Annotated in this window: 11 protein-coding genes; 8 read left to right on the top strand and 3 right to left on the bottom strand. The window is 57.0% G+C overall.

The genetic code is table 11. The annotated features are described in order from the left end of the window. Positions 1 to 3 precede the first annotated feature (3 nt). The 6 genes from bcsB (at position 4) to FOY93_RS21250 (ending at position 12,294) form a co-directional block, all read left to right on the top strand. Positions 4 to 2,424: a cellulose biosynthesis cyclic di-GMP-binding regulatory protein BcsB gene (gene bcsB / locus FOY93_RS21275; protein WP_133295302.1), complete on the top strand. Its 2,421-nt coding sequence runs from the start codon at positions 4 to 6 to the stop codon at positions 2,422 to 2,424. Between the two features lie 6 nt (positions 2,425 to 2,430). After that, the gene (gene bcsZ, locus FOY93_RS21270; RefSeq protein WP_133295480.1) at positions 2,431 to 3,537 is read left to right on the top strand and encodes a cellulose synthase complex periplasmic endoglucanase BcsZ; all 1,107 of its coding nucleotides are present in this window, start codon (positions 2,431 to 2,433) and stop codon (positions 3,535 to 3,537) included. After that, on the top strand, positions 3,519 to 7,001 hold the full coding sequence (gene bcsC / locus FOY93_RS21265; protein ID WP_143345641.1) for a cellulose synthase complex outer membrane protein BcsC: 3,483 nt from the start codon (positions 3,519 to 3,521) through the stop codon (positions 6,999 to 7,001). The genes bcsZ and bcsC overlap by 19 nt, the downstream gene beginning before the upstream one ends. 119 nt (positions 7,002 to 7,120) lie before the next feature. Further along, positions 7,121 to 9,127, top strand: coding sequence for a biofilm formation regulator HmsP (gene hmsP / locus FOY93_RS21260; RefSeq protein ID WP_143345640.1), 2,007 nt, complete (start codon positions 7,121 to 7,123; stop codon positions 9,125 to 9,127). 159 nt (positions 9,128 to 9,286) lie between these two features. Next, entirely contained in the window at positions 9,287 to 10,573 is a 1,287-nt protein-coding gene (locus FOY93_RS21255; RefSeq protein WP_023309587.1) for a dicarboxylate/amino acid:cation symporter, read from the top strand. A gap of 227 nt (positions 10,574 to 10,800) precedes the next feature. Further along, entirely contained in the window at positions 10,801 to 12,294 is a 1,494-nt protein-coding gene (locus FOY93_RS21250; protein WP_143345639.1) for a M16 family metallopeptidase, read from the top strand. 63 nt (positions 12,295 to 12,357) lie between these two features. Here the strand turns inward: FOY93_RS21250 and kdgK are convergent, their stop codons facing one another. Further along, positions 12,358 to 13,287, bottom strand: coding sequence for a 2-dehydro-3-deoxygluconokinase (gene kdgK / locus FOY93_RS21245; RefSeq protein ID WP_143345638.1), 930 nt, complete (start codon positions 13,285 to 13,287; stop codon positions 12,358 to 12,360). A gap of 229 nt (positions 13,288 to 13,516) precedes the next feature. On the opposite strand from kdgK, the gene pdeH reads away from it, so the two are divergent. Both pdeH and FOY93_RS21235 read left to right on the top strand, forming a co-directional pair. After that, positions 13,517 to 14,290, top strand: coding sequence for a cyclic-guanylate-specific phosphodiesterase (gene pdeH / locus FOY93_RS21240; RefSeq protein ID WP_115876804.1), 774 nt, complete (start codon positions 13,517 to 13,519; stop codon positions 14,288 to 14,290). Positions 14,291 to 14,355: 65 nt separating this feature from the next. Beyond that, positions 14,356 to 16,398, top strand: coding sequence for an AsmA family protein (locus FOY93_RS21235; protein WP_143345637.1), 2,043 nt, complete (start codon positions 14,356 to 14,358; stop codon positions 16,396 to 16,398). Between the two features lie 60 nt (positions 16,399 to 16,458). On the opposite strand, the gene FOY93_RS21230 is transcribed toward FOY93_RS21235, so the two are convergent. Further along, positions 16,459 to 17,781: an MFS transporter gene (locus tag FOY93_RS21230; protein ID WP_111963705.1), complete on the bottom strand. Its 1,323-nt coding sequence runs from the start codon at positions 17,779 to 17,781 to the stop codon at positions 16,459 to 16,461. Between the two features lie 260 nt (positions 17,782 to 18,041). Further along, positions 18,042 to 19,067, bottom strand: coding sequence for an inner membrane protein YhjD (gene yhjD, locus FOY93_RS21225; RefSeq protein ID WP_115876806.1), 1,026 nt, complete (start codon positions 19,065 to 19,067; stop codon positions 18,042 to 18,044). Between the last annotated feature and the right edge of the window lie 13 nt (positions 19,068 to 19,080).

Raw genomic sequence — 19,080 nt, 5'->3', positions numbered from 1 at the left:
GCGATGAAAACAAAACTTTCCTGGTTATGTGCAGTGGCAATGGGGATGAATGCGATCCCCGCAACAATGGCTAACGCAGCCCCGGGTAACGCAGCGGCAACGCCTGCGCCAACGGTACCTGTCGTCGCGCAAGCAACCGATCCGGTTGTCACCGCGGCACCTGGCCAAACAGAAAATATCACGCCGAACCAGCCGACGGAGGGGAACACATTGCCGGCAGACGGCCAGGTCATCGGGCAGGTGATGCCGGGCGTCCGGGGGGCGAATGCGCCCGTCGTTGCGGACAATGCGCCGTCGCGCGACGTGAAGCTGACCTTCGCGCAAATTGCGCCGCCTCCGGGCAGCATGGTGCTGCGCGGCATCAACCCTAACGGCGGCATTGAGTTTGGCATGCGCAGCGATGAGGTCGTCTCTAATGCGGTGCTGAACCTTGAATACACCCCGTCGCCGTCCCTGCTGCCGACGCAGTCTCAGCTGAAGGTCTACCTGAATGACGAGCTGATGGACGTACTGCCGGTCACGAAAGAGCAGCTGGGCAAGAAAACTCAGGCTCAGGTGCCGATCAACCCGCTGTTCATCACCGATTTTAACCGTATTCGCCTGGAGTTTGTCGGTCACTACCGCGATGTCTGCGAAAACCCGGCCAGCAACACGCTGTGGATGGACGTCGGACGTAACTCCTCGCTGCAGATGACCTACCAGTCGCTGGCGCTGAAAAACGATCTCTCCGCATTCCCGGTTCCGTTCTTTGATCCGCGTGATAACCGTCCGCTCACGCTGCCGATGGTGTTTGCCTCGTCCCCGGACGTGACCGAACAGCTGGCGGCCACCATTGTGGCGTCCTGGTTTGGTTCACGCGCGGGCTGGCGTGGACAGAGCTTCCCGGCGATGTATGACAAACTGCCGGACAGAAATGCCATTGTGTTTGCGACCAACGCGAAACGCCCGGCCTTCCTGCGCGATCGTCCGGACGTCAAAGCGCCGACCGTTGAGATGATAAGCCACCCGGAAAACCCGTACGTGAAGCTGCTGGTGGTCTTTGGTCGTGATGATAAAGACCTGGTGCAGGCAGCAAAAGCCATTGCTCAGGGTAACGTCCTTTTCCGCGGCAACAGCGTGGTGGTGGATGAGGTCAAACCGCTGCTGGCGCGTAAACCTTATGATGCGCCAAACTGGGTGCGTACCGACCGTGCGGTGACATTCGGTGAGCTGAAAACCTATGAAGAACAGCTGCAGGCGACGGGGCTTGAGCCAGCGCCGATTAGCCTGTCGCTGAATCTGCCGCCGGATCTGTACCTGCTGCGTACCAACGGCATTGATATCAATCTGAACTACCGCTATACCGCGCCAGCGACCAAAGACAGCTCGCGCATGGATATCAGCCTGAACAACCAGTTCCTGCAATCCTTCAGCCTGCAAAGCACGCAGGATACTAACCGCCTGATGCTTCGCCTGCCGGTGCTGCAGGGTCTTCTGGATGGCAAAACGGATGTCTCTATTCCGGCACTGAAGCTTGGCGCGATAAACCAGCTGCGCTTTGACTTCCAGTACATGAACCCAATGCCTGGCGGTTCTGCGGAAAACTGCATCACCTTCCAGCCCGTACAGAACCACGTTGTGATTGGCGATGAGTCGACCATCGACTTCTCGAAGTACTATCACTTCCTGGCGATGCCGGATCTGCGCGCCTTTGCTAACGCGGGCTTCCCGTTCAGCCGCATGGCCGATCTTTCTGAGTCCATCGTAGTAATGCCAAAAGCGCCAACTGAAGGGCAGGTAACGACCCTGCTGGATACCATGGCGACCGTTGGAGGACAGACGGGATTACCGGCGATTAACGTTACGTTGACGGACGATGGCAGCCAGATTCAGAACAAAGACGCTGACATCATGCTGATCGGAACCATTCCGGACAAGCTGAAGGATGACAAACGTATCGATCTGCTGGTGAAAGCGGCCCAATCCTGGGTTAACACGCCGCTGCGCCAGACCGAGTTCCCGAGCATTATGCCGGATGTGAACGACCGTCAGGCCAGCGCGCAGACGACGGTAACGTCTCAGGGGGCAATGGCCGCGGTGGTCGGCTTCCAGTCACCGTACAACGAACAGCGTAGCGTGGTGGCTCTCCTCGCGGACAGCCCGCGCGGGTATGAACTGCTCAATACGGCTATGAACGACAGCGGTAAACGTGCCGCGATGTTTGGTTCCGTGTCGGTGATCCGTGAGTCCGGCGTCAATAGCCTGCGCGTGGGCGACGTGTACTACGTGGGCCATCTGCCGTGGTTCGAACGCCTGTGGTATGCGCTGGCTAACCATCCGGTTCTGCTCGCTATCCTGGCTGCGGTCAGCGTGGTCTTGCTGGCATGGGTGCTGTGGCGTCTGCTGCGTATCATCAGCCGTCGTCGCCTGAACCCGGATGAGTAAGATGTGATGAAAGCCTTTCGCTGGTGTGCATTAGCAGCGTTGATGCTGGCGGCGCTTCCTCTTCGCGCCGCCTGTACCTGGCCTGCCTGGGAGCAGTTTAAAAAGGATTACATCAGCGAGGGCGGGCGTGTCGTTGATCCCAGCGACACGCGCAAAATTACGACCTCGGAAGGGCAAAGCTACGCCCTGTTCTTTGCCCTGGCGGCGAACGATCGCAAATCTTTTGACCAGCTGCTGACCTGGACGCGCGATAATCTTGCCAGCGGCGATCTCAACGACCATCTGCCTGCCTGGCTATGGGGTCAGAAAGATAAAGAGACGTGGGCGGTGATTGATACTAACTCCGCCTCTGACGCCGATGTCTGGATCGCCTGGTCACTGCTCGAAGCGGGTCGACTGTGGAAACATCCGGATTATACCCGCACGGGTAAAGCGCTGCTGAAACGCATTGTCAGCGAGGAAGTGGTGAAAGTCCCGGGGCTCGGCGCAATGCTGCTTCCCGGTAAAGTCGGCTTTGCCGATGAGAACGTATGGCGCTTTAATCCCAGCTATCTTCCTCCGCAGCTAGCGAGTTATTTCACGCGTTTTGGTACCCCGTGGACCACGCTTCGTGAAACCAATCAGCGCCTGCTGCTGGAGAGTGCGCCGAAAGGATTTTCGCCGGACTGGGTGCAGTATCAGAAAAACAAAGGCTGGCGGTTACAGCAGGATAAATCGCTGGTGGGCGGCTACGATGCCATCCGCGTTTATCTCTGGGTGGGAATGATGAGTGATAAAGATCCTCAGAAAGCCCGGCTGCTGACGCGCTTCCAGCCGATGGCGGCCAAGACAATGAAACGGGGTGTGCCGCCGGAGAAAGTGGATGTGGCGACGGGTAAACGCACCGGGAATGGTCCGGTCGGGTTCTCTGCCGCCATGCTGCCGTTTTTACAACAACGTGATGCCCAGGCGGTTCAGCGCCAGCGCGTTGCAGACCATTTTCCCGATAATAATGCCTATTACAGCTACGTGCTGACTCTCTTTGGGCAAGGATGGGATCAGCATCGTTTTCGCTTCACCGCAAAAGGTGAATTAATACCGGATTGGGGCCAGGAATGCGCAAGTTCACAATAAATCTACTCACTTTATCGCTTGGCCTGGCGCTTATGCCGTGGGCCCAGGCCGCCAACTCACCGCAGCAGAAACAGCTGCTGGAACAGGTTCGGCTGGGCGAATCGACACAGCGTGAGGATTTGGTTCGTCAGTCGCTTTATCGTCTTGAGCTGATTGACCCGAACAACCCTGACGTCATTGCCGCACGCTTTCGCTACCTGCTGCGCCAGGGCGATAACGCCGGCGCGCAAAAAGAGCTGGACCGTCTGAAAGGGATAGCACCGGGCTCGAGCGCGTACCAGTCATCACGCAACACGATGCTGCTGTCCACGCCGGATGGCCGCCAGCAGCTCCAGCAGGCGCGATTGCTCGCTACCACGGGACACACGCAGGAGGCGATTGCAGCCTATGACAAGCTGTTTGACGGTAACCCACCGGGCGGCGACGTGGCGACGGAATACTGGAACGTGGTGGCGAAAGATCCTGCTCGCCGGAATGCAGCCATTAACCAGCTCAAGAAAATAAACAGCAGCAGCCCCGGAAATACACAGCTGCAGGCGACGCTGTCCCAGCTTCTGTTCCAGAGCGGACGCCGTGACGAAGGCTTTGCGCTATTGCAGGAGATGGCCAAATCCACCAACGGGCGCAGCCAGGCGTCTGATATGTGGTATGACCAAATCAAAGACCAGCCTGCCAGCAGCGCGAGCGTTAGCGCGCTGCAAAAATACCTGAGCGTATTCAGCGACGGTGATAGCGTCGCGGCGGCGCGTGCCCAGCTTGAAGCCCAGCAAAAACAGCTCGCTGACCCTGCATTCCGCGCGAAAGCGGAAGGGCTGGCGGCGGTGGATGCCGGGCAGGGCAGTAAGGCGGTGGCGGAGCTGCAAAAAGCCGTCAGCGCCAACCATGCCGACAGTGAAGCGGTGGGTGCCCTGGGACAGGCTTATTCCCAGAAAGGCGACCGCGCCCGCGCGGTGGCACAGTTTGAAAAGGCAATTGCCCTCGATCCCCAGAGCGATAACCGGGGTAAATGGGACAGTTTGCTGAAGGTTAACCGCTACTGGCTGCTGATCCAGCAGGGCGATGCGGCGCTGAAGGCGAATAACCCGGCGCAGGCGGAGCGTTACTATCAGCAGGCACGCAGTATCGACAATACCGACAGCTATGCCGTGCTGGGGCTGGGCGACGCCGCCGCGGCGCGTAAAGATAACGACGCGGCGGAGCGTTATTACCGTCAGGCGCTGCGAATGGACAGCGGCAACAGCAATGCGGTCCGCGGTCTGGCCAATATTTACCGTGCGCAGTCCCCGGAGAAAGCCTCGCAGTTTATCCAGTCTCTCTCCGCCAGCCAGCGCAGAAGCATAGATGATATTGAACGTAGCCTGACCAACGAACAGCTCTCCGCCCAGGCCGAGCAGCTTGAAAATCAGGGGAAATACGCTCAGGCGGCAGAGATTCAGCGTCGTCGTCTGGCGCTCTCTCCCGGCGATGTATGGATAACCTATCGTCTCTCGCGCGATCTCTACAGCGCGGGTCAGCGCAGCCAGGCGGATACCCTGATGCGTCAGCTTGCCAGCCAGAAACCGTCCGACCCGGATCAGGTTTATGCCAACGGGCTCTATCTTTCCGGAAACGATCAGGACCGCGCCGCGCTGGCGCATCTGGATACGCTGCCGCGAAGCCAGTGGAACGGCAATATTCAGGAGCTTGCTGACCGTCTGCAAAGTAACCAGGTGCTGGAAACCGCCAACCGTCTGCGCGACAGCGGCAAAGAGCAGGAGGCTGAAAACCTTTTGCGCCAGCAGCCAACCTCCACCCGCATCGACCTGACGCTGGCGGACTGGGCGCAGCAGCGTGGCGATCTGGACTCGGCAAAAACGACGTACAACGCCGTTCTGCAGCGTGAACCGCAGAACGAAGACGCCATCCTCGGCCTGACCGAGATTTATAGCGCTCAGGGTAACAAAGATGCCGCGCGCTCGGAGCTGGCGAAGCTGCCCGCCGCGCAAAACGGTCAGCCGCTGTCGCTCAATATGCAGCGCCGCATCGCGATGGCGCAGGCGGGTCTGGGCGATTCCGCCGCCGCAGAACAGACCTTCAATAAAATTATTCCGCAGGCTAAATCGCAGCCCGGCTCCATGGAAAACGCGCTGGTGCTGCGTGATGCCGCGCGTTTCCAGGCGCAAAACGGGCAGCCTCAGCAGGCACTGGAAACCTACAAAGACGCGATGGTGTCGTCTGGCATCACCACGACGCGTCCGGTGGATAACGACAGTTTCACTCGTCTGACGCGTAACGATGAAAAAGACGACTGGCTGAAACGCGGCGTGCGCAGTGATGCCGGTGACTTGTACCGTCAGCAGGATGTTAACGTCACGCTGCAGCACGACTACTGGGGCTCCAGCGGCACGGGCGGCTATTCCGACCTGAAAGCGCATACTACCATGCTGCAGGTGGATGCCCCGCTCTCTGACGGGCGCATGTTCTTCAGAAGCGATCTGGTCAACATGGACGCTGGTTCATTTGATAACAATAACGGAACCTACGATCCTAAATGGGGGACCTGCTACGAAACGCCGTGTAGCGGCAATACCCATCAGTCCGACAATGGCGCAAGCGTTGCCGTCGGCTGGCAGAATAAAACCTGGGCGATGGATATTGGCACCACGCCGATGGGCTTTGACGTTGTCGACGTGGTGGGCGGCATCAGCTACAGCAGCGATCTGGGCCCCATCGGCTATACCGTTAACGCCCATCGTCGCCCAATCTCCAGCTCTCTGCTGGCGTTCGCCGGGCAAAAAGATACCAACACCGGCACCACCTGGGGCGGCGTACGTGCCACCGGTGGCGGCGTAAGCATGAGCTATGACAAAGGTGAAGCGAACGGCATCTGGTCGAGCCTGAATGCGGAAACGCTGACGGGTAAAAATGTTGAGGATAACTGGCGCGTCCGCTGGATGACGGGTTACTACTACAAGCTCATTAATAAAAACAATGAGCGCCTGACGGTCGGCGTCTCCAATATGCTCTGGCACTACGACAAAGACCTGAGCGGGTATACCCTGGGTCAGGGCGGTTACTACAGTCCGCAGGAGTACGTCTCCTTCGCACTGCCGGTGACCTGGCGTAAACGCACGGAGAACTGGTCCTGGGAGCTGGGTGGCTCGGTCTCCTGGTCTCACTCGAAAACCAAAGACGAACTGCGCTACCCGATCCAGAATCTGATCCCGACCGATGAGCCAGACCGCTATACCGACCGGGGCGCAATGGAAACCGGCAGCAGTTCATCAGGAACGGGTTATACCGCGCGGGCCATTATCGAGCGCCGCGTAACGTCCAACTGGTTTGTAGGCATGGGCGTGGATATTCAGGAGGCGAAAGACTATACCCCAAGCCATGCGCTGATCTATGTGCGCTACTCTGCCGCAGGCTGGCAGGGCGATATGGACTTACCGCCGCAGCCGCTCATCCCTTACGCGGACTGGTAATCGGATTTTCCTTAATCCATTTGTAAGTCTCTCTTAATAGCGCGGCAATCGGGTATACTCAGGCGCGCCGGGTTTACACCCTGGCGCGCCCTGCGCTTCGAGTTTTGTGGAGAGTCATTTTGCGTGTCAGCCGTTCCTTAACAATCAAACAGATGGCGATGGTCTCTGCCGTCACCATGCTGTTTGTCCTGCTCTTCTGCGTAATTTTGCTGTTTCATTCCGTACAGCAGAATCGCTATAACACGGCTTCGCAGTTAGAAAGTATCGCCCGCTCGGTGCGTGGCCCGCTTTCTGCCTCTATCCTGAAAGGGGATATTCCCGAAGCGGAAACCATTTTAAAACGTATTCAGCCTGCCGGCGTCGTTAGCCGCGCCGATGTCGTCTTGCCCAACCAGTTTCAGGCGCTGCGGATGAGCTTTATCCCGGAGCGTCCCGTCCCGATGATGGTGATGCGCCTGTTTGAACTGCCGGTGCAAATTTCGCTTCCCGTTTATTCGCTTGAACGCCCTGCGAATCCGCAGCCGCTGGCCTACCTGGTTTTGCAGGCGGACTCCTACCGCATGTATAAATTCGTCATGAGCTGGGTGGTTACGTTAGTGACCACTTGCTTACTTATGACGCTTATTCTCAGCGTGGCGCTCACCTGGTGCATTAACCGGCTGATTGTTCATCCGCTGCGCCGTATCGCCCGTGAGCTGAATACGCTTGCGCCGCAGGATCAGATGGGACATCAGCTTGAGCTGCCGCGTCTGCATCATGACGATGAGATAGGTATGCTGGTGCGCAGCTACAACCTCAATCAGCAGCGCATCCAGCGTCAGCAGGATGAATTAAACAGCAGCGCCACCCGTTTTCCGGTATCGGAGCTCCCCAATAAAGCCTTCCTGATGGCGATGCTGGAGCAGACCGTTGCCCGTCAGCAAACTACGGCGCTGATGGTTATCGCCTGTGAAACCTTGCAGGACACGGCTGGCGTGCTTCAGGAGAGCCAGCGCGAAATGCTGCTGCTCACCCTGGTGGAAAAGATCAAATCTGTCCTTGCCCCGCGCATGGTGCTGACCCAGGTCAGCGGTTACGATCTGGTGGTGATTGCCAACGGCGTAAAAGAACCGTGGCATGCGATCACCTTAGGTCAGCAAGTACTCACTGTCATTAATGAGCGGTTGCCCATTCAGGGTATCCAGCTTCGTCCGAGCGCCAGTATCGGTATCGCCATGTACTATGGTGATTTAACGGCGGAGCAGCTTTATCGTCGCGCGTTCTCGGCGGCGTTTACCGCCCGGCGCAAAGGGAAAAATCAGATCCAGTTCTTTGAACCGGAGCAGATGGAAAAGGCGCAGCAGCGCCTGACGGAAGAGAGCGACATCCTGACCGCGCTGGATAACCGGCAGTTTGCCCTCTGGCTACAGCCGCAGATGAATTTGCTGACGGGAGAAGTGAAAAGCGCCGAGGCACTGCTGCGCGTGCAGCAGCCGGATGGTTCATGGGAACTGCCGGAAGGGCTGATTGAGCGCATTGAGTCCTGCGGCCTGATGGTTACCGTCGGCTACTGGGTGCTGGAAGAGTCCTGCCGTCAGCTGGCCGCCTGGCAGGAGCGCAGCGTGACGCTGCCGCTGTCGGTCAATTTGTCTGCTATGCAGCTTATGCACCCGACCATGGTTTCAGAGATGCTGGAGCTGATCCATCGTTACCGAATCAAGCCTGATACGTTAACTCTGGAAGTGACGGAGAGCCGACGCATCGACGATCCTAATCAGGCGGTCGCGATTCTCAAACCGCTGCGTAATGCCGGTATTCGTATTGCCCTGGACGATTTTGGCATGGGATACGCCGGGCTGCGTCAGCTTCAGCACATGAAAACCCTTCCGGTAGATGTGCTCAAAATTGACAAAGCGTTTGTCGACGGTCTGCCGGGCGACAGCAGCATGGTGCAGGCGATTATCCAGATGGCGCGTAGCCTCAACCTGCATCTTATTGCCGAGGGGATTGAAACCGAAGCGCAACGCGCCTGGCTGGCAGAGGCGGGCGTGGAGAGCGGACAAGGCTTCCTTTTCGCCCCTGCTGTTCCTTCGGATGTCTTTGAAGAACGATACCTTTCTGGTGCTGACAATAACGCAAAAGTGTAATTTTGTTGCTGGCTTGTGCGAGCCAGCTCAAAGTTCTTAACATTTGTGTTTCAAATTTGAACTGAGTTTATTTCTGTCCTGTTATGTGGGTGTTATTTTAAAGCCGCAGGTTAACCATAACCTTACAAAGCCTGTGGTTTTTCTTCCCAAGGACACCTTATGAAAACCTCACTCTTCAAAAGTCTTTATTTCCAGGTCCTGACAGCCATCGCCATCGGTATTCTGCTGGGTCACTATTATCCTGAGCTGGGCGCGCAAATGAAACCGCTTGGCGACGCGTTCGTTAAGCTCATTAAAATGGTCATCGCTCCGGTGATCTTCTGTACCGTCGTGACGGGCATCGCTGGCATGGAAAGCATGAAGGCGGTCGGTCGTACCGGTGCAGTGGCGCTTCTCTATTTTGAAGTGGTCAGTACCCTTGCGCTGATTATCGGTCTGATCATCGTCAACGTGGTGCAGCCGGGCGCGGGGATGAACGTAGACCCGTCAACGCTGGATGCCAAAGCGGTCGCGGTGTATGCCGAGCAGGCGAAGGATCAGGGCGTGGTGGCATTCCTGCTGGACGTAATCCCGGGCAGCGTCATTGGCGCGTTCGCCAGCGGAAACATCCTGCAGGTTCTGCTGTTTGCCGTGATGTTTGGTTTTGCCCTGCACCGTCTGGGCAGCAAAGGCCAGCTTATCTTTAACGTAATCGAAAGCTTCTCGCAGGTGATCTTCGGCATCATCAATATGATCATGCGCCTGGCGCCGATCGGTGCTTTTGGTGCGATGGCCTTCACCATCGGTAAGTATGGCGTCGGTACGCTGGTGCAGCTGGGTCAGCTGATTATCTGCTTCTATATAACCTGTATCCTTTTCGTGGTCGTGGTGCTGGGCTCCATCGCCCGCGCGACGGGTTTCAACATCTTCAAATTTATCCGTTACATCCGCGAAGAGCTGCTGATTGTTCTGGGGACCTCCTCTTCAGAATCGGCGCTGCCGCGTATGCTCGACAAGATGGAAAAGCTGGGGTGCCGTAAATCGGTGGTCGGGCTGGTGATCCCGACGGGCTACTCCTTCAACCTGGACGGTACCTCGATATACCTGACGATGGCGGCCGTGTTTATCGCTCAGGCGACCAACAGCCATATGGATATTTTCCACCAGATTACCCTGCTGGTGGTGCTCCTGCTCTCTTCTAAAGGCGCTGCAGGGGTGACGGGCAGCGGCTTTATCGTGCTGGCTGCTACTATTTCCGCTGTGGGTCACCTGCCGGTGGCGGGTCTGGCGTTGATTCTCGGTATTGACCGCTTCATGTCAGAGGCGCGTGCGTTAACCAACCTGGTGGGTAACGGCGTGGCAACGGTGGTGGTGGCGAAATGGGTGAAAGAGCTGGATCACAAAAAGCTCGACGATACTCTGAATAATCGTTCAACTGACAGCAAAAATCCTGGCTTAACCTCTTAATCTTGTCACAAATGCCCGTATTCCCTTGTCGGGATGCGGGCTCCTGCGCATAATAACTGTTCGTACCTGTCATAATTCGACAAGATTTTTTTTGGGTATATTTCACTTCTGACCGTGACGTTTTGCCGAACGCGCGGTCTAATCGACGTGTTTTCATCGTCATCTTTAAGAGTGAAGCGCGTCGCGAGGCACTCTTTTTTAACCAGGAATGTTGATCAGGGGTTCACATGCAGGGCACAAAAATTCGACTCTTAACCGGCGGTTTGCTGATGATGGCAGCAGCCAGTTATGTGCAGGCAGATGCGCTCCAGCCAGACCCGGCCTGGCAACAAGGGACATTAGCGAACGGTTTTCAGTGGCAGGTGTTAGCCACTCCGCAACGTCCCAGTGACCGTATAGAAATCCGTCTGTCCATTAATACCGGTTCCCTCACGGAAAGCACCCAGCAAACCGGTTTTAGCCATTTTATTCCCCGGCTGGCGCTCACGCAGAGCGGCAGCCTGCAAGCGGTTCAGGTGCGTTCACTTTGGCAGCAGGCCATCGATCCGAAGCGCCCGCTTCCTCCGGCTGTTGTCTCGTATGACTACACCATGTTTAACCTGAGCCTGCCTAATAACCGTAACGACCTGCTGAAAGAAGCGCTTACGTATCTCTCCGATGCCTCTGGCAATCTGGCGATTACGCCGGACACCGTTAACTATGCGTTGAGCAACAGTGACATGGTGGCGACCTGGCCCGGAGATACCAAAGAGGGCTGGTGGCGCTACCGCCTGAAGGGCTCAACGTTACTGGGACATGACCCGGCCGAACCGCTGAAACAACCGGTCGATGCCGAACAGGTAAAATCGTTCTACCAGAAGTGGTACACCCCGGACGCCATGACGCTGATCGTGGTAGGTAACGTGGACAGCCGCGCGGTGGTGGAGCAGATCAACAAAGCGTTTGGTGATTTGAAAGGTAAGCGTGAAACGCCAGCCCCTGTCCCGACGCTCTCTCCGCTGCGTGCAGAGCCTGTCAGCATTATGACGGACGCCGTGCGTCAGGATCGCCTCTCCGTCATGTGGGATAACGCTTGGCAGCCCATCCGTGAGTCAGCGGCAATGCTGCGCTACTGGCGTGCCGATCTGGCGCGTGAGGCGCTGTTCTGGCACGTTCAGCAGACGCTGAGCAAGAACAACGTCAAGAATATCGGTCTTGGCTTTGACTGCCGCGTGCTGTTCCAGCGCGCGCAGTGTGCCATTAACGTTGAATCGCCGGGCGATAAGCTGAATGCCAATCTGGGCGTGGTCGCGAAAGAGCTGGCAAAAGTGCGTAAAGAGGGGCTTTCCGAAGAGGAATTCAATGCTCTCGTGGCTCAGAAAAAACTCGAGCTGCAGAAGCTGTTTGCGACCTACGCACGTGCCGATACCGACATTCTGATCAGCCAGCGTATTCGCTCCCTGCAGAATCAGGTGGTGGACATTGCGCCGGAACAGTACCAGAAACTGCGTCAGGACTTCCTGAACGGTCTGACCGTCGAGATGCTCAATCAGGACCTCCGTCAGCAGCTGTCACAGGAGATGGCGTTGATCCTCCTGCAGCCGAAGGGCGAGCCGGAATATGACATGAAGGAACTTCAGACGACCTGGGATTCCATTATGGCCACCGCGTCGCAGCCAGCGCAGGCCGCCACGGCGGATGATTTACATCCGGACGCGACGGATATTCCGCAGGGGCAGTAATGCTTAAACATTCCCTCTCCCTGTGGGAGAGGGTTAGGGTGAGGGCATCAGCCCGCACCTTACTTAAACTGGCATCGCCTCGCGCGGAATAATCGCCCCGCGATACTGAATCACCGTGCTGGCCGTCAGGTGCCCACGCTGTGCCGCCGCTTCCGGCGTTCCACCCGTCAGACGTACCGCCAGATAGCCCGCGCTGAATGAATCCCCCGCCGCCGTGGTATCAATCACTTTCTCTTTGGCAAGCTTCACCGCCGGAACGTCAACCAGCGTTTCACCCGCAATCGCGACCAGACAAGACTCCGCACCGCGCTTAATCACCACTTCGCTCACGCCAGCCGCCTGCGTGCGTGCAATCACGTCCTCTACCGGTTTCTCACCCCACAGGGCGTCTTCATCGTCGAGCGTGAGGAAGGCGATGTCGGTGCACTGCAGCATCTGTTGATAGACCTGCTGCGTCTCTTCGCGGCTGCCCCACAGGCGCGGGCGGTAGTTGTTATCGAAAATAACCTTGCCGCCGTTTGCACGGCATTCGCGCAGCAGCGAGAGCAGCTTTGCACGGCTGGTGGGGCTTAAAATCGCAAGGCTAATCCCGCTCAGATAGAGATAGTCAAAGGTCGCCAGCTCTTCGCAGATGGCCGCAGCCGCGTCGCTCTCCAGCCAGAATTTGGCCGCGGCTTCGTTACGCCAGTAATAAAACGTGCGTTCGCCGGTGCTGTCGGTCTCGATGTAATAAAGTCCCGGGAGGCGGTTTTCCATACGCTGAATCAGCGACGTTTCAACATGTTCACTCTGCCACGCCTCCAGCATCTGCTGGCTGAAGCTGTCCGTTCCCAGGGCGGTAACGTAGTTCACGGTGAGCGCCTCAGGCGCGACCTGGCGGGCAATATAAACGGACGTGTTTAACGTATCGCCACCAAATCCGCGGCTGACTTCAGCGCCTTTTTGTGACAGTTCAATCATGCATTCGCCAATCACGGCAATTTTTTTGGACATAGTCGTGAACCTGAACAGAAGAATTATCAGCAGTGTGCGCTGAGTGAATTAACCGGTCAACTATATTAAAACAACGTTCCATTATTTTATTTGAGCCAGCGCGTGTTCCCGCGCATTTCTGTCATCTTAATTTCATTTTCCCGGTGAATTGAACATAAAGTTCTCAATTGTCGCGCCGATAATCCTGTGACGAGTCCAGAAAGGCTATCCCAACAACAGGACATCTGAAATGAAGTCAGAGCAGGTTATCCAGCGGCTGAGCACTACGCCTGAGGCAAGTATTGAGAACTTGCAGGAGCATCGCTACTGGCTGCAATGTGAGCGTGCATACACCTATCAGCCGATCTACCGAACAGATGGTCGACTGATGGCAATTGAAATTTTGACCGTCGTTACGCACCCCTCAAACCCCACTCAGCGCATCGCGCCGGATCGCTATTTTGCCGAAGTTGCCGTTCGCCAGCGTCTGGATGTGCTGGAAGAACAGCTTCGCATGCTGGCGACGAAGCAGTCCTTTTTCGAACAGCACGATATCCTCGCCTCGGTGAACGTCGACGGCCCAACCCTGCTGGCGCTGCGGCAGAACGCAAAATTGCAGGAGCTGATCGCCACCCTGCCGTGGATGCGCTTTGAGCTGGTGGAGCATGTCCGTCTGCCGCAGGATTCCTCGTTTGCTTCGATATGCGAATACGGCCCGCTGTGGCTGGATGACTTTGGCACCGGCATGGCGAACTTTTCGGCTCTGAGTGAAGTGCGCTACGACTACATTAAAGTGGCCCGCGATCTGTTCATTATGCTGCGTCAGACCCCGGAAGGGCGGAACCTGTTTACGCTGTTATTACAGCTGATGAACCGCTATTGCCAGGGCGTGATTGTTGAAGGTGTGGAAACGCTGGAAGAGTGGCGTGATGTGCAAAGCTCGCCTGCCGCGGCGGCGCAAGGCTATTTCCTCTCCCGACCGGTACCCATGGATCGCCTCGATAGCGTGATTACTACCCTCTGATAAGCCCGCTTCCCTTTGTCTGGACTATAGTTTTACAGGACAGGTCATCAGGAAAGGGGATAAAAATGACAAGAACAACCAGGGTAATCTCCTGGACAGCAGGGATTTTCTTGTTGTTGATCGTGGTCGTCGCCATCATTATCGCGACGTTTGACTGGAACCGTCTTAAGCCGACCATCAACCAGAAAGTCTCAACCGAACTGAACCGCCCCTTCGCCATACGCGGTGATTTAGGTGTGGTATGGGGGCGTCAGAAAGAGGAGCCCGGCTGGCGAAGCTGGATCCCCTGGCCACACGTCCATGCCGACGACATCATTCTCGGCAACCCGCCGGACATCCCGGACGTCACCATGGTCCACCTGCCGCGCGTGGAGGCCACGCTAGCGCCGTTAGCGCTTCTGACCAAAACCGTTTATCTGCCGTGGATCAAACTTCAGCAGCCTGATGCGCGTCTGATCCGACTCTCAGAAAAAACCAACAACTGGACGTTTAACCTTGCCAGCGATGGCGACAAGGATCCGAATGCCCAGCCTTCTTCCTGGTCATTCCGTCTCGACAATATTCTTTTCGATCGCGGACGGATCGCCATCGACGATAAGGTCAGCAAGGCGGATATGGAGATCCTGGTCGATCCGTTGGGCAAACCGCTGCCGTTTAGCGAGGTCACGGGCACGAAAGCAAAAGGCGACGCGGCAAGCGTAGGTGACTATGTCTTCGGCCTGACGGCAAAAGGACGCTACAACGATCAGCCTCTCAGCGGTAAAGGGAAAATCGGCGGCATGCTGGCGCTACGGAGCGAGGGCACGCCGTTCCCGGTGCAGGCGGACTTCCGTTCCGGTAACACCCGCGTGGCGTTCGTGGGAACGGTTAACGACCCGATGAACATGGGCGGCGTTGACCTTCAGCTTAAATTTGCCGGTGATTCGCTGGGCGAGCTGTATGAACTGACCGGCGTACTGCTGCCGGATACCCCGCCATTCGAAACGGACGGGCATCTGGTCGCCAAAATCGATACCGAAAAATCGTCCGTTTTTGACTACCGGGATTTTAATGGCCGCATTGGCGACAGCGACATCCACGGCACGCTGACCTACACCACCGGAAAACCGCGCCCGAAACTGGAAGGGGATGTTGAATCCCGTCAGCTGCGTCTGGCCGATCTTGGTCCGTTGATTGGCGTGGATTCGGGCAAAGGCACAAAGTCCAAAGAGGTCAAAAAGGACGTTCAGCCTGCGGGAAAAGTATTGCCTTACGATCGTTTCGAAACCGACAAATGGAACGTAATGGATGCGGATGTACGTTTCAAAGGCGGGAAAATTGAACATGGCAGTACGCTGCCGATCAGCAATCTTTCGACCCATATCCTCCTCAAAAACGCCGACCTGCGCCTTCAGCCACTGAAGTTCGGCATGGCGGGTGGGACGATTTCCTCGAACATTCACCTGGAAGGCGATAAGAAGCCGATGCAGGGACGGGCGGAGATCCAGGCGCGTCGATTGAAGCTGAAAGAGCTGATGCCGAACGTAGAGCTGATGCAGAAAACCCTCGGTGAAATGAACGGTGATGCCGACATTCGCGGCGTGGGGAACTCGGTGGCGGCGCTGTTGGGCAGCGGCAACGGAAACCTGAAGCTGCTGATGAACGACGGACTGGTGAGCCGAAACCTGATGGAGATCCTGGGGCTGAACGTCGGTAACTACGTCGTCGGGCAAATCTTCGGCGATGACGAGGTGCGGGTGAACTGCGCGGCGGCCAATCTGGATCTGGTGAACGGCGTGGCGCGCCCGCAGATTTTTGCCTTCGACACGGAAAACGCGGTGATTAACGTGACCGGTACCGCCAGCATGGCTTCGGAGCAGCTTGATCTGACGATTGACCCGGAGAGTAAGGGGATCCGTATTATCACGCTGCGCTCGCCGCTGTACGTGCGCGGGACCTTCAAAAATCCGCAGGCGGGCGTGAAGCCAGGGCCGCTGATTGCGCGCGGTGCCGTGGCTGCGGCCCTTGCGACGCTGGTTACCCCAGCTGCAGCGCTGCTGGCACTGATTTCGCCGTCAGAGGGCGAGGCGAATCAGTGCCGGACCATTTTGTCGCAGATGAAGAAATAGCTCCCTTTCTCCCTCTCCCTGTGGGAGAGGGCCGGGGTGAGGGCATCAGGCCGCAGTGAATTACAGAGCCTGGTGCTTCGTCTCGTGCGTCAGCAGCAGCGCAATCAGCGTCAGCGCCGCCATGGCCGCAAGATAGACGCCCACATAGAACAGACCATAGTTTGCCTGCAGCCAGGTGGCGATATATGGCGCAACGGACGCACCCAGAATAGACGAGACGTTATAGGAGAACGACGCGCCGGTATAACGTACTTCAGTCGGGAACAGCTCGGGCAGCAGCGCGCCCATCGGGCCGAAGGTCAGCCCCATCAGGCTCAGGCCAATCAGCAGATAGGCCATCACCAGCGCCGGGCTACCTGAACCCAGCAGCGGCGGGAAGACGAACAGGGCAAACAAAACGATCAGCGTGGTGATCGTAATCATGCTCGCACGACGACCGAATTTATCCGCCAGCAGGCCGGCAATCGGAACCATCACGCCAAACCCGATCACCGCCATCATCAGCATCCACAGCACTTCGTTACGCGGCAGCCCCAGCCCAACCGGCGCGGCGGCGGTACTGAACGTCATGGAATAGACGGTCATGATGTAGAACAGCGTATAGGTGGCGAGCATGATAAACGTGCCCAGCACGGTCACGCGAACGTGTTTGGTCAGAAGCGTACCCAGCGGCACTTTCACCTGCTTGTTCGCCGCGGCCACTTTCGCGAAGACAGGCGTTTCATGCAGAGAAACACGCACATACAGGCCAATCAGCACCAGCACGGCTGAGAAGATAAACGGAATACGCCAGCCCCAGCTCATGAACTGTTCATCCGTCAGCAGCCAGGAGAGCAGCAGGAACGTCCCGTTGGCAAAGAAGAAGCCAATCGGAGCGCCAAGCTGTGGGAATGAACCGTACAGCGCGCGCTTGCGCGCCGGGGCGTTCTCGGTGGCCAGCAGCGCCGCGCCGCCCCATTCACCACCCAGCCCCAGACCTTGACCAAAACGCGCCAGCGCCAGCAGGACCGGCGCCAGAATACCGATGGTTTCGTAGGTCGGCAGCAGGCCGATGGCTACGGTGGAGATCCCCATCGTCAGCAGCGAGGCCACCAGCGTGACTTTGCGGCCGATGCGATCGCCAAAGTGTCCAAACAGCGCAGAGCCAATCGGACGCGCAACAAACGCAATCGCAAAGGTCGCCAGAGACTGCAGCGTGGCCGCCGTCGGATCGCCCTGCGGGAAGAAAATGTGCGGGAATACGATGACCGCGGCGGTGGCATAAATATAGAAGTCGAAGAACTCGATGGCGGTGCCAATCAGCGATGCGACAACGACTTTATTGCGCGAATTTACTGGAACGTTTTCCGTTTCTGAGTCGAGTGTGGTGGCGGTTGCTTGCATAATATTTTCTTATTTTTGTCGAACGAAAGGCCATATTACGCACAGCAAAAGCGACATTTCAATCTGTAACAAAGCCGCGACCCGGTGATAAAAACAGCAAAAAGCGGATAATTTTCAGACCAGCCAAAACACGTCTATGAAATGCTTCACAGATTTTAAATATCAGTCAATTAAACTGGTTTTCGGTTAAATAAAAGTTACGGGCTGGATTTATATGCTGAAATGATGAATCGGGCTGAAATTTCAGCCCGATGGCGGGGCTAGCGGTGCGTTTTGCCGGGCATTCGCGTGTCGCCTTTGTACTCGGCGGTGGCAATCCATGCCGCGCAGAACAGTGTCAGGCGGGCGAAGAAGTAGAAGAAGGCCATCAGTCCCAGCACCGAGCCAAACGCCGCGCCGGAAGGGGATTTAACCAGTGACGGCAGGGTGTAAGTCATCACGATTTTGATCACCTCAAAGCCGATCGCCGCAATCAATGTGCCGCGGAGCAGCGCCTTCTTGCGCGGCCGATGCCGGGGCAAGCGCCAGAAGATCCAGAAGAACAGCAGGTAGTTGGCGAAGATGGAAATAGCCAGCCCAATGCCGCGCCAGGCGGGCTTCAGCCATTCGATGTAATCCAGATAGAGCGCGGAGATGATCATCTGCTGCGCCGAGCCCGCCACGGAGGTAATGGAAAGCGTCACGATGAGCGCGACCAGCAGGCCAATCAGCGAAACAAAGTCGCGGAGATACTTGACCCAGATTTTCTCCTGGTCCTGCGGCTTACGCTCCCAGACGTCGCGCGACTGGGCGCGAATGGCCTCGCGCAGGTTGCCCATCCAGTTAACGCCGGAGTAAAGGGCAATCAGCAAGCCGACGATGCCGACGGTGGTACGCTGCTGAACGGCGGTATTGATAGTGCTTTTGAGCGTACTGGCAAGGGTCGGGTCACTGACGTTATTCAGGATCTTATTGAAGATATCCTGCAGCAGCGTCGGGTGCGACGCGAGGACAAAACCGGCTGCCGCGAACGACACCATCAGGATCGGTATCATAGACAGGAAGGAAAAATAGGTGATGGCGGCACCAAACTGGTTTCCCATGCGGTCATTAAAGCGTTCGGTCGCGCGTATCAGATGCGCAATCATGGGAAACTGCTGAATTCTCGCGGCGATGCCGGTTACGGTTCCCAGCGCTTTGCTGGCGGTACCTGGCGTTTTGGCCTCTTCGGGTCCTGTTTCCATCTTTTTGACGGGCTCATACTCTAAATGTTGGGTGGGTCGTTGCGGGTTGTTTTCCGGCGTCACGCGTCTTTTCCTT

Origin of the sequence: Enterobacter sp. 18A13 (assembly GCF_007035975.1) — a bacterium.
Taxonomy (GTDB): domain Bacteria; phylum Pseudomonadota; class Gammaproteobacteria; order Enterobacterales; family Enterobacteriaceae; genus Enterobacter; species Enterobacter vonholyi.
This window is presented reverse-complemented; position numbering and strand designations above follow the sequence as displayed.

Bases quoted from the DNA above. Each gene is read 5' to 3' on its own strand.
- bcsC (WP_143345641.1), top strand. From the start codon at position 3,519: ATGCGCAAGTTCACAATAAATCTACTCACTTTATCGCTTGGCCTGGCG.
- bcsZ (WP_133295480.1), top strand. From the start codon at position 2,431: ATGAAAGCCTTTCGCTGGTGTGCATTAGCAGCGTTGATGCTGGCGGCG.
- FOY93_RS21255 (WP_023309587.1), top strand. From the start codon at position 9,287: ATGAAAACCTCACTCTTCAAAAGTCTTTATTTCCAGGTCCTGACAGCC.
- kdgK (WP_143345638.1), bottom strand. From the start codon at position 13,287: ATGTCCAAAAAAATTGCCGTGATTGGCGAATGCATGATTGAACTGTCA.
- FOY93_RS21250 (WP_143345639.1), top strand. From the start codon at position 10,801: ATGCAGGGCACAAAAATTCGACTCTTAACCGGCGGTTTGCTGATGATG.
- pdeH (WP_115876804.1), top strand. From the start codon at position 13,517: ATGAAGTCAGAGCAGGTTATCCAGCGGCTGAGCACTACGCCTGAGGCA.
- FOY93_RS21235 (WP_143345637.1), top strand. From the start codon at position 14,356: ATGACAAGAACAACCAGGGTAATCTCCTGGACAGCAGGGATTTTCTTG.
- bcsB (WP_133295302.1), top strand. From the start codon at position 4: ATGAAAACAAAACTTTCCTGGTTATGTGCAGTGGCAATGGGGATGAAT.
- FOY93_RS21230 (WP_111963705.1), bottom strand. From the start codon at position 17,781: ATGCAAGCAACCGCCACCACACTCGACTCAGAAACGGAAAACGTTCCA.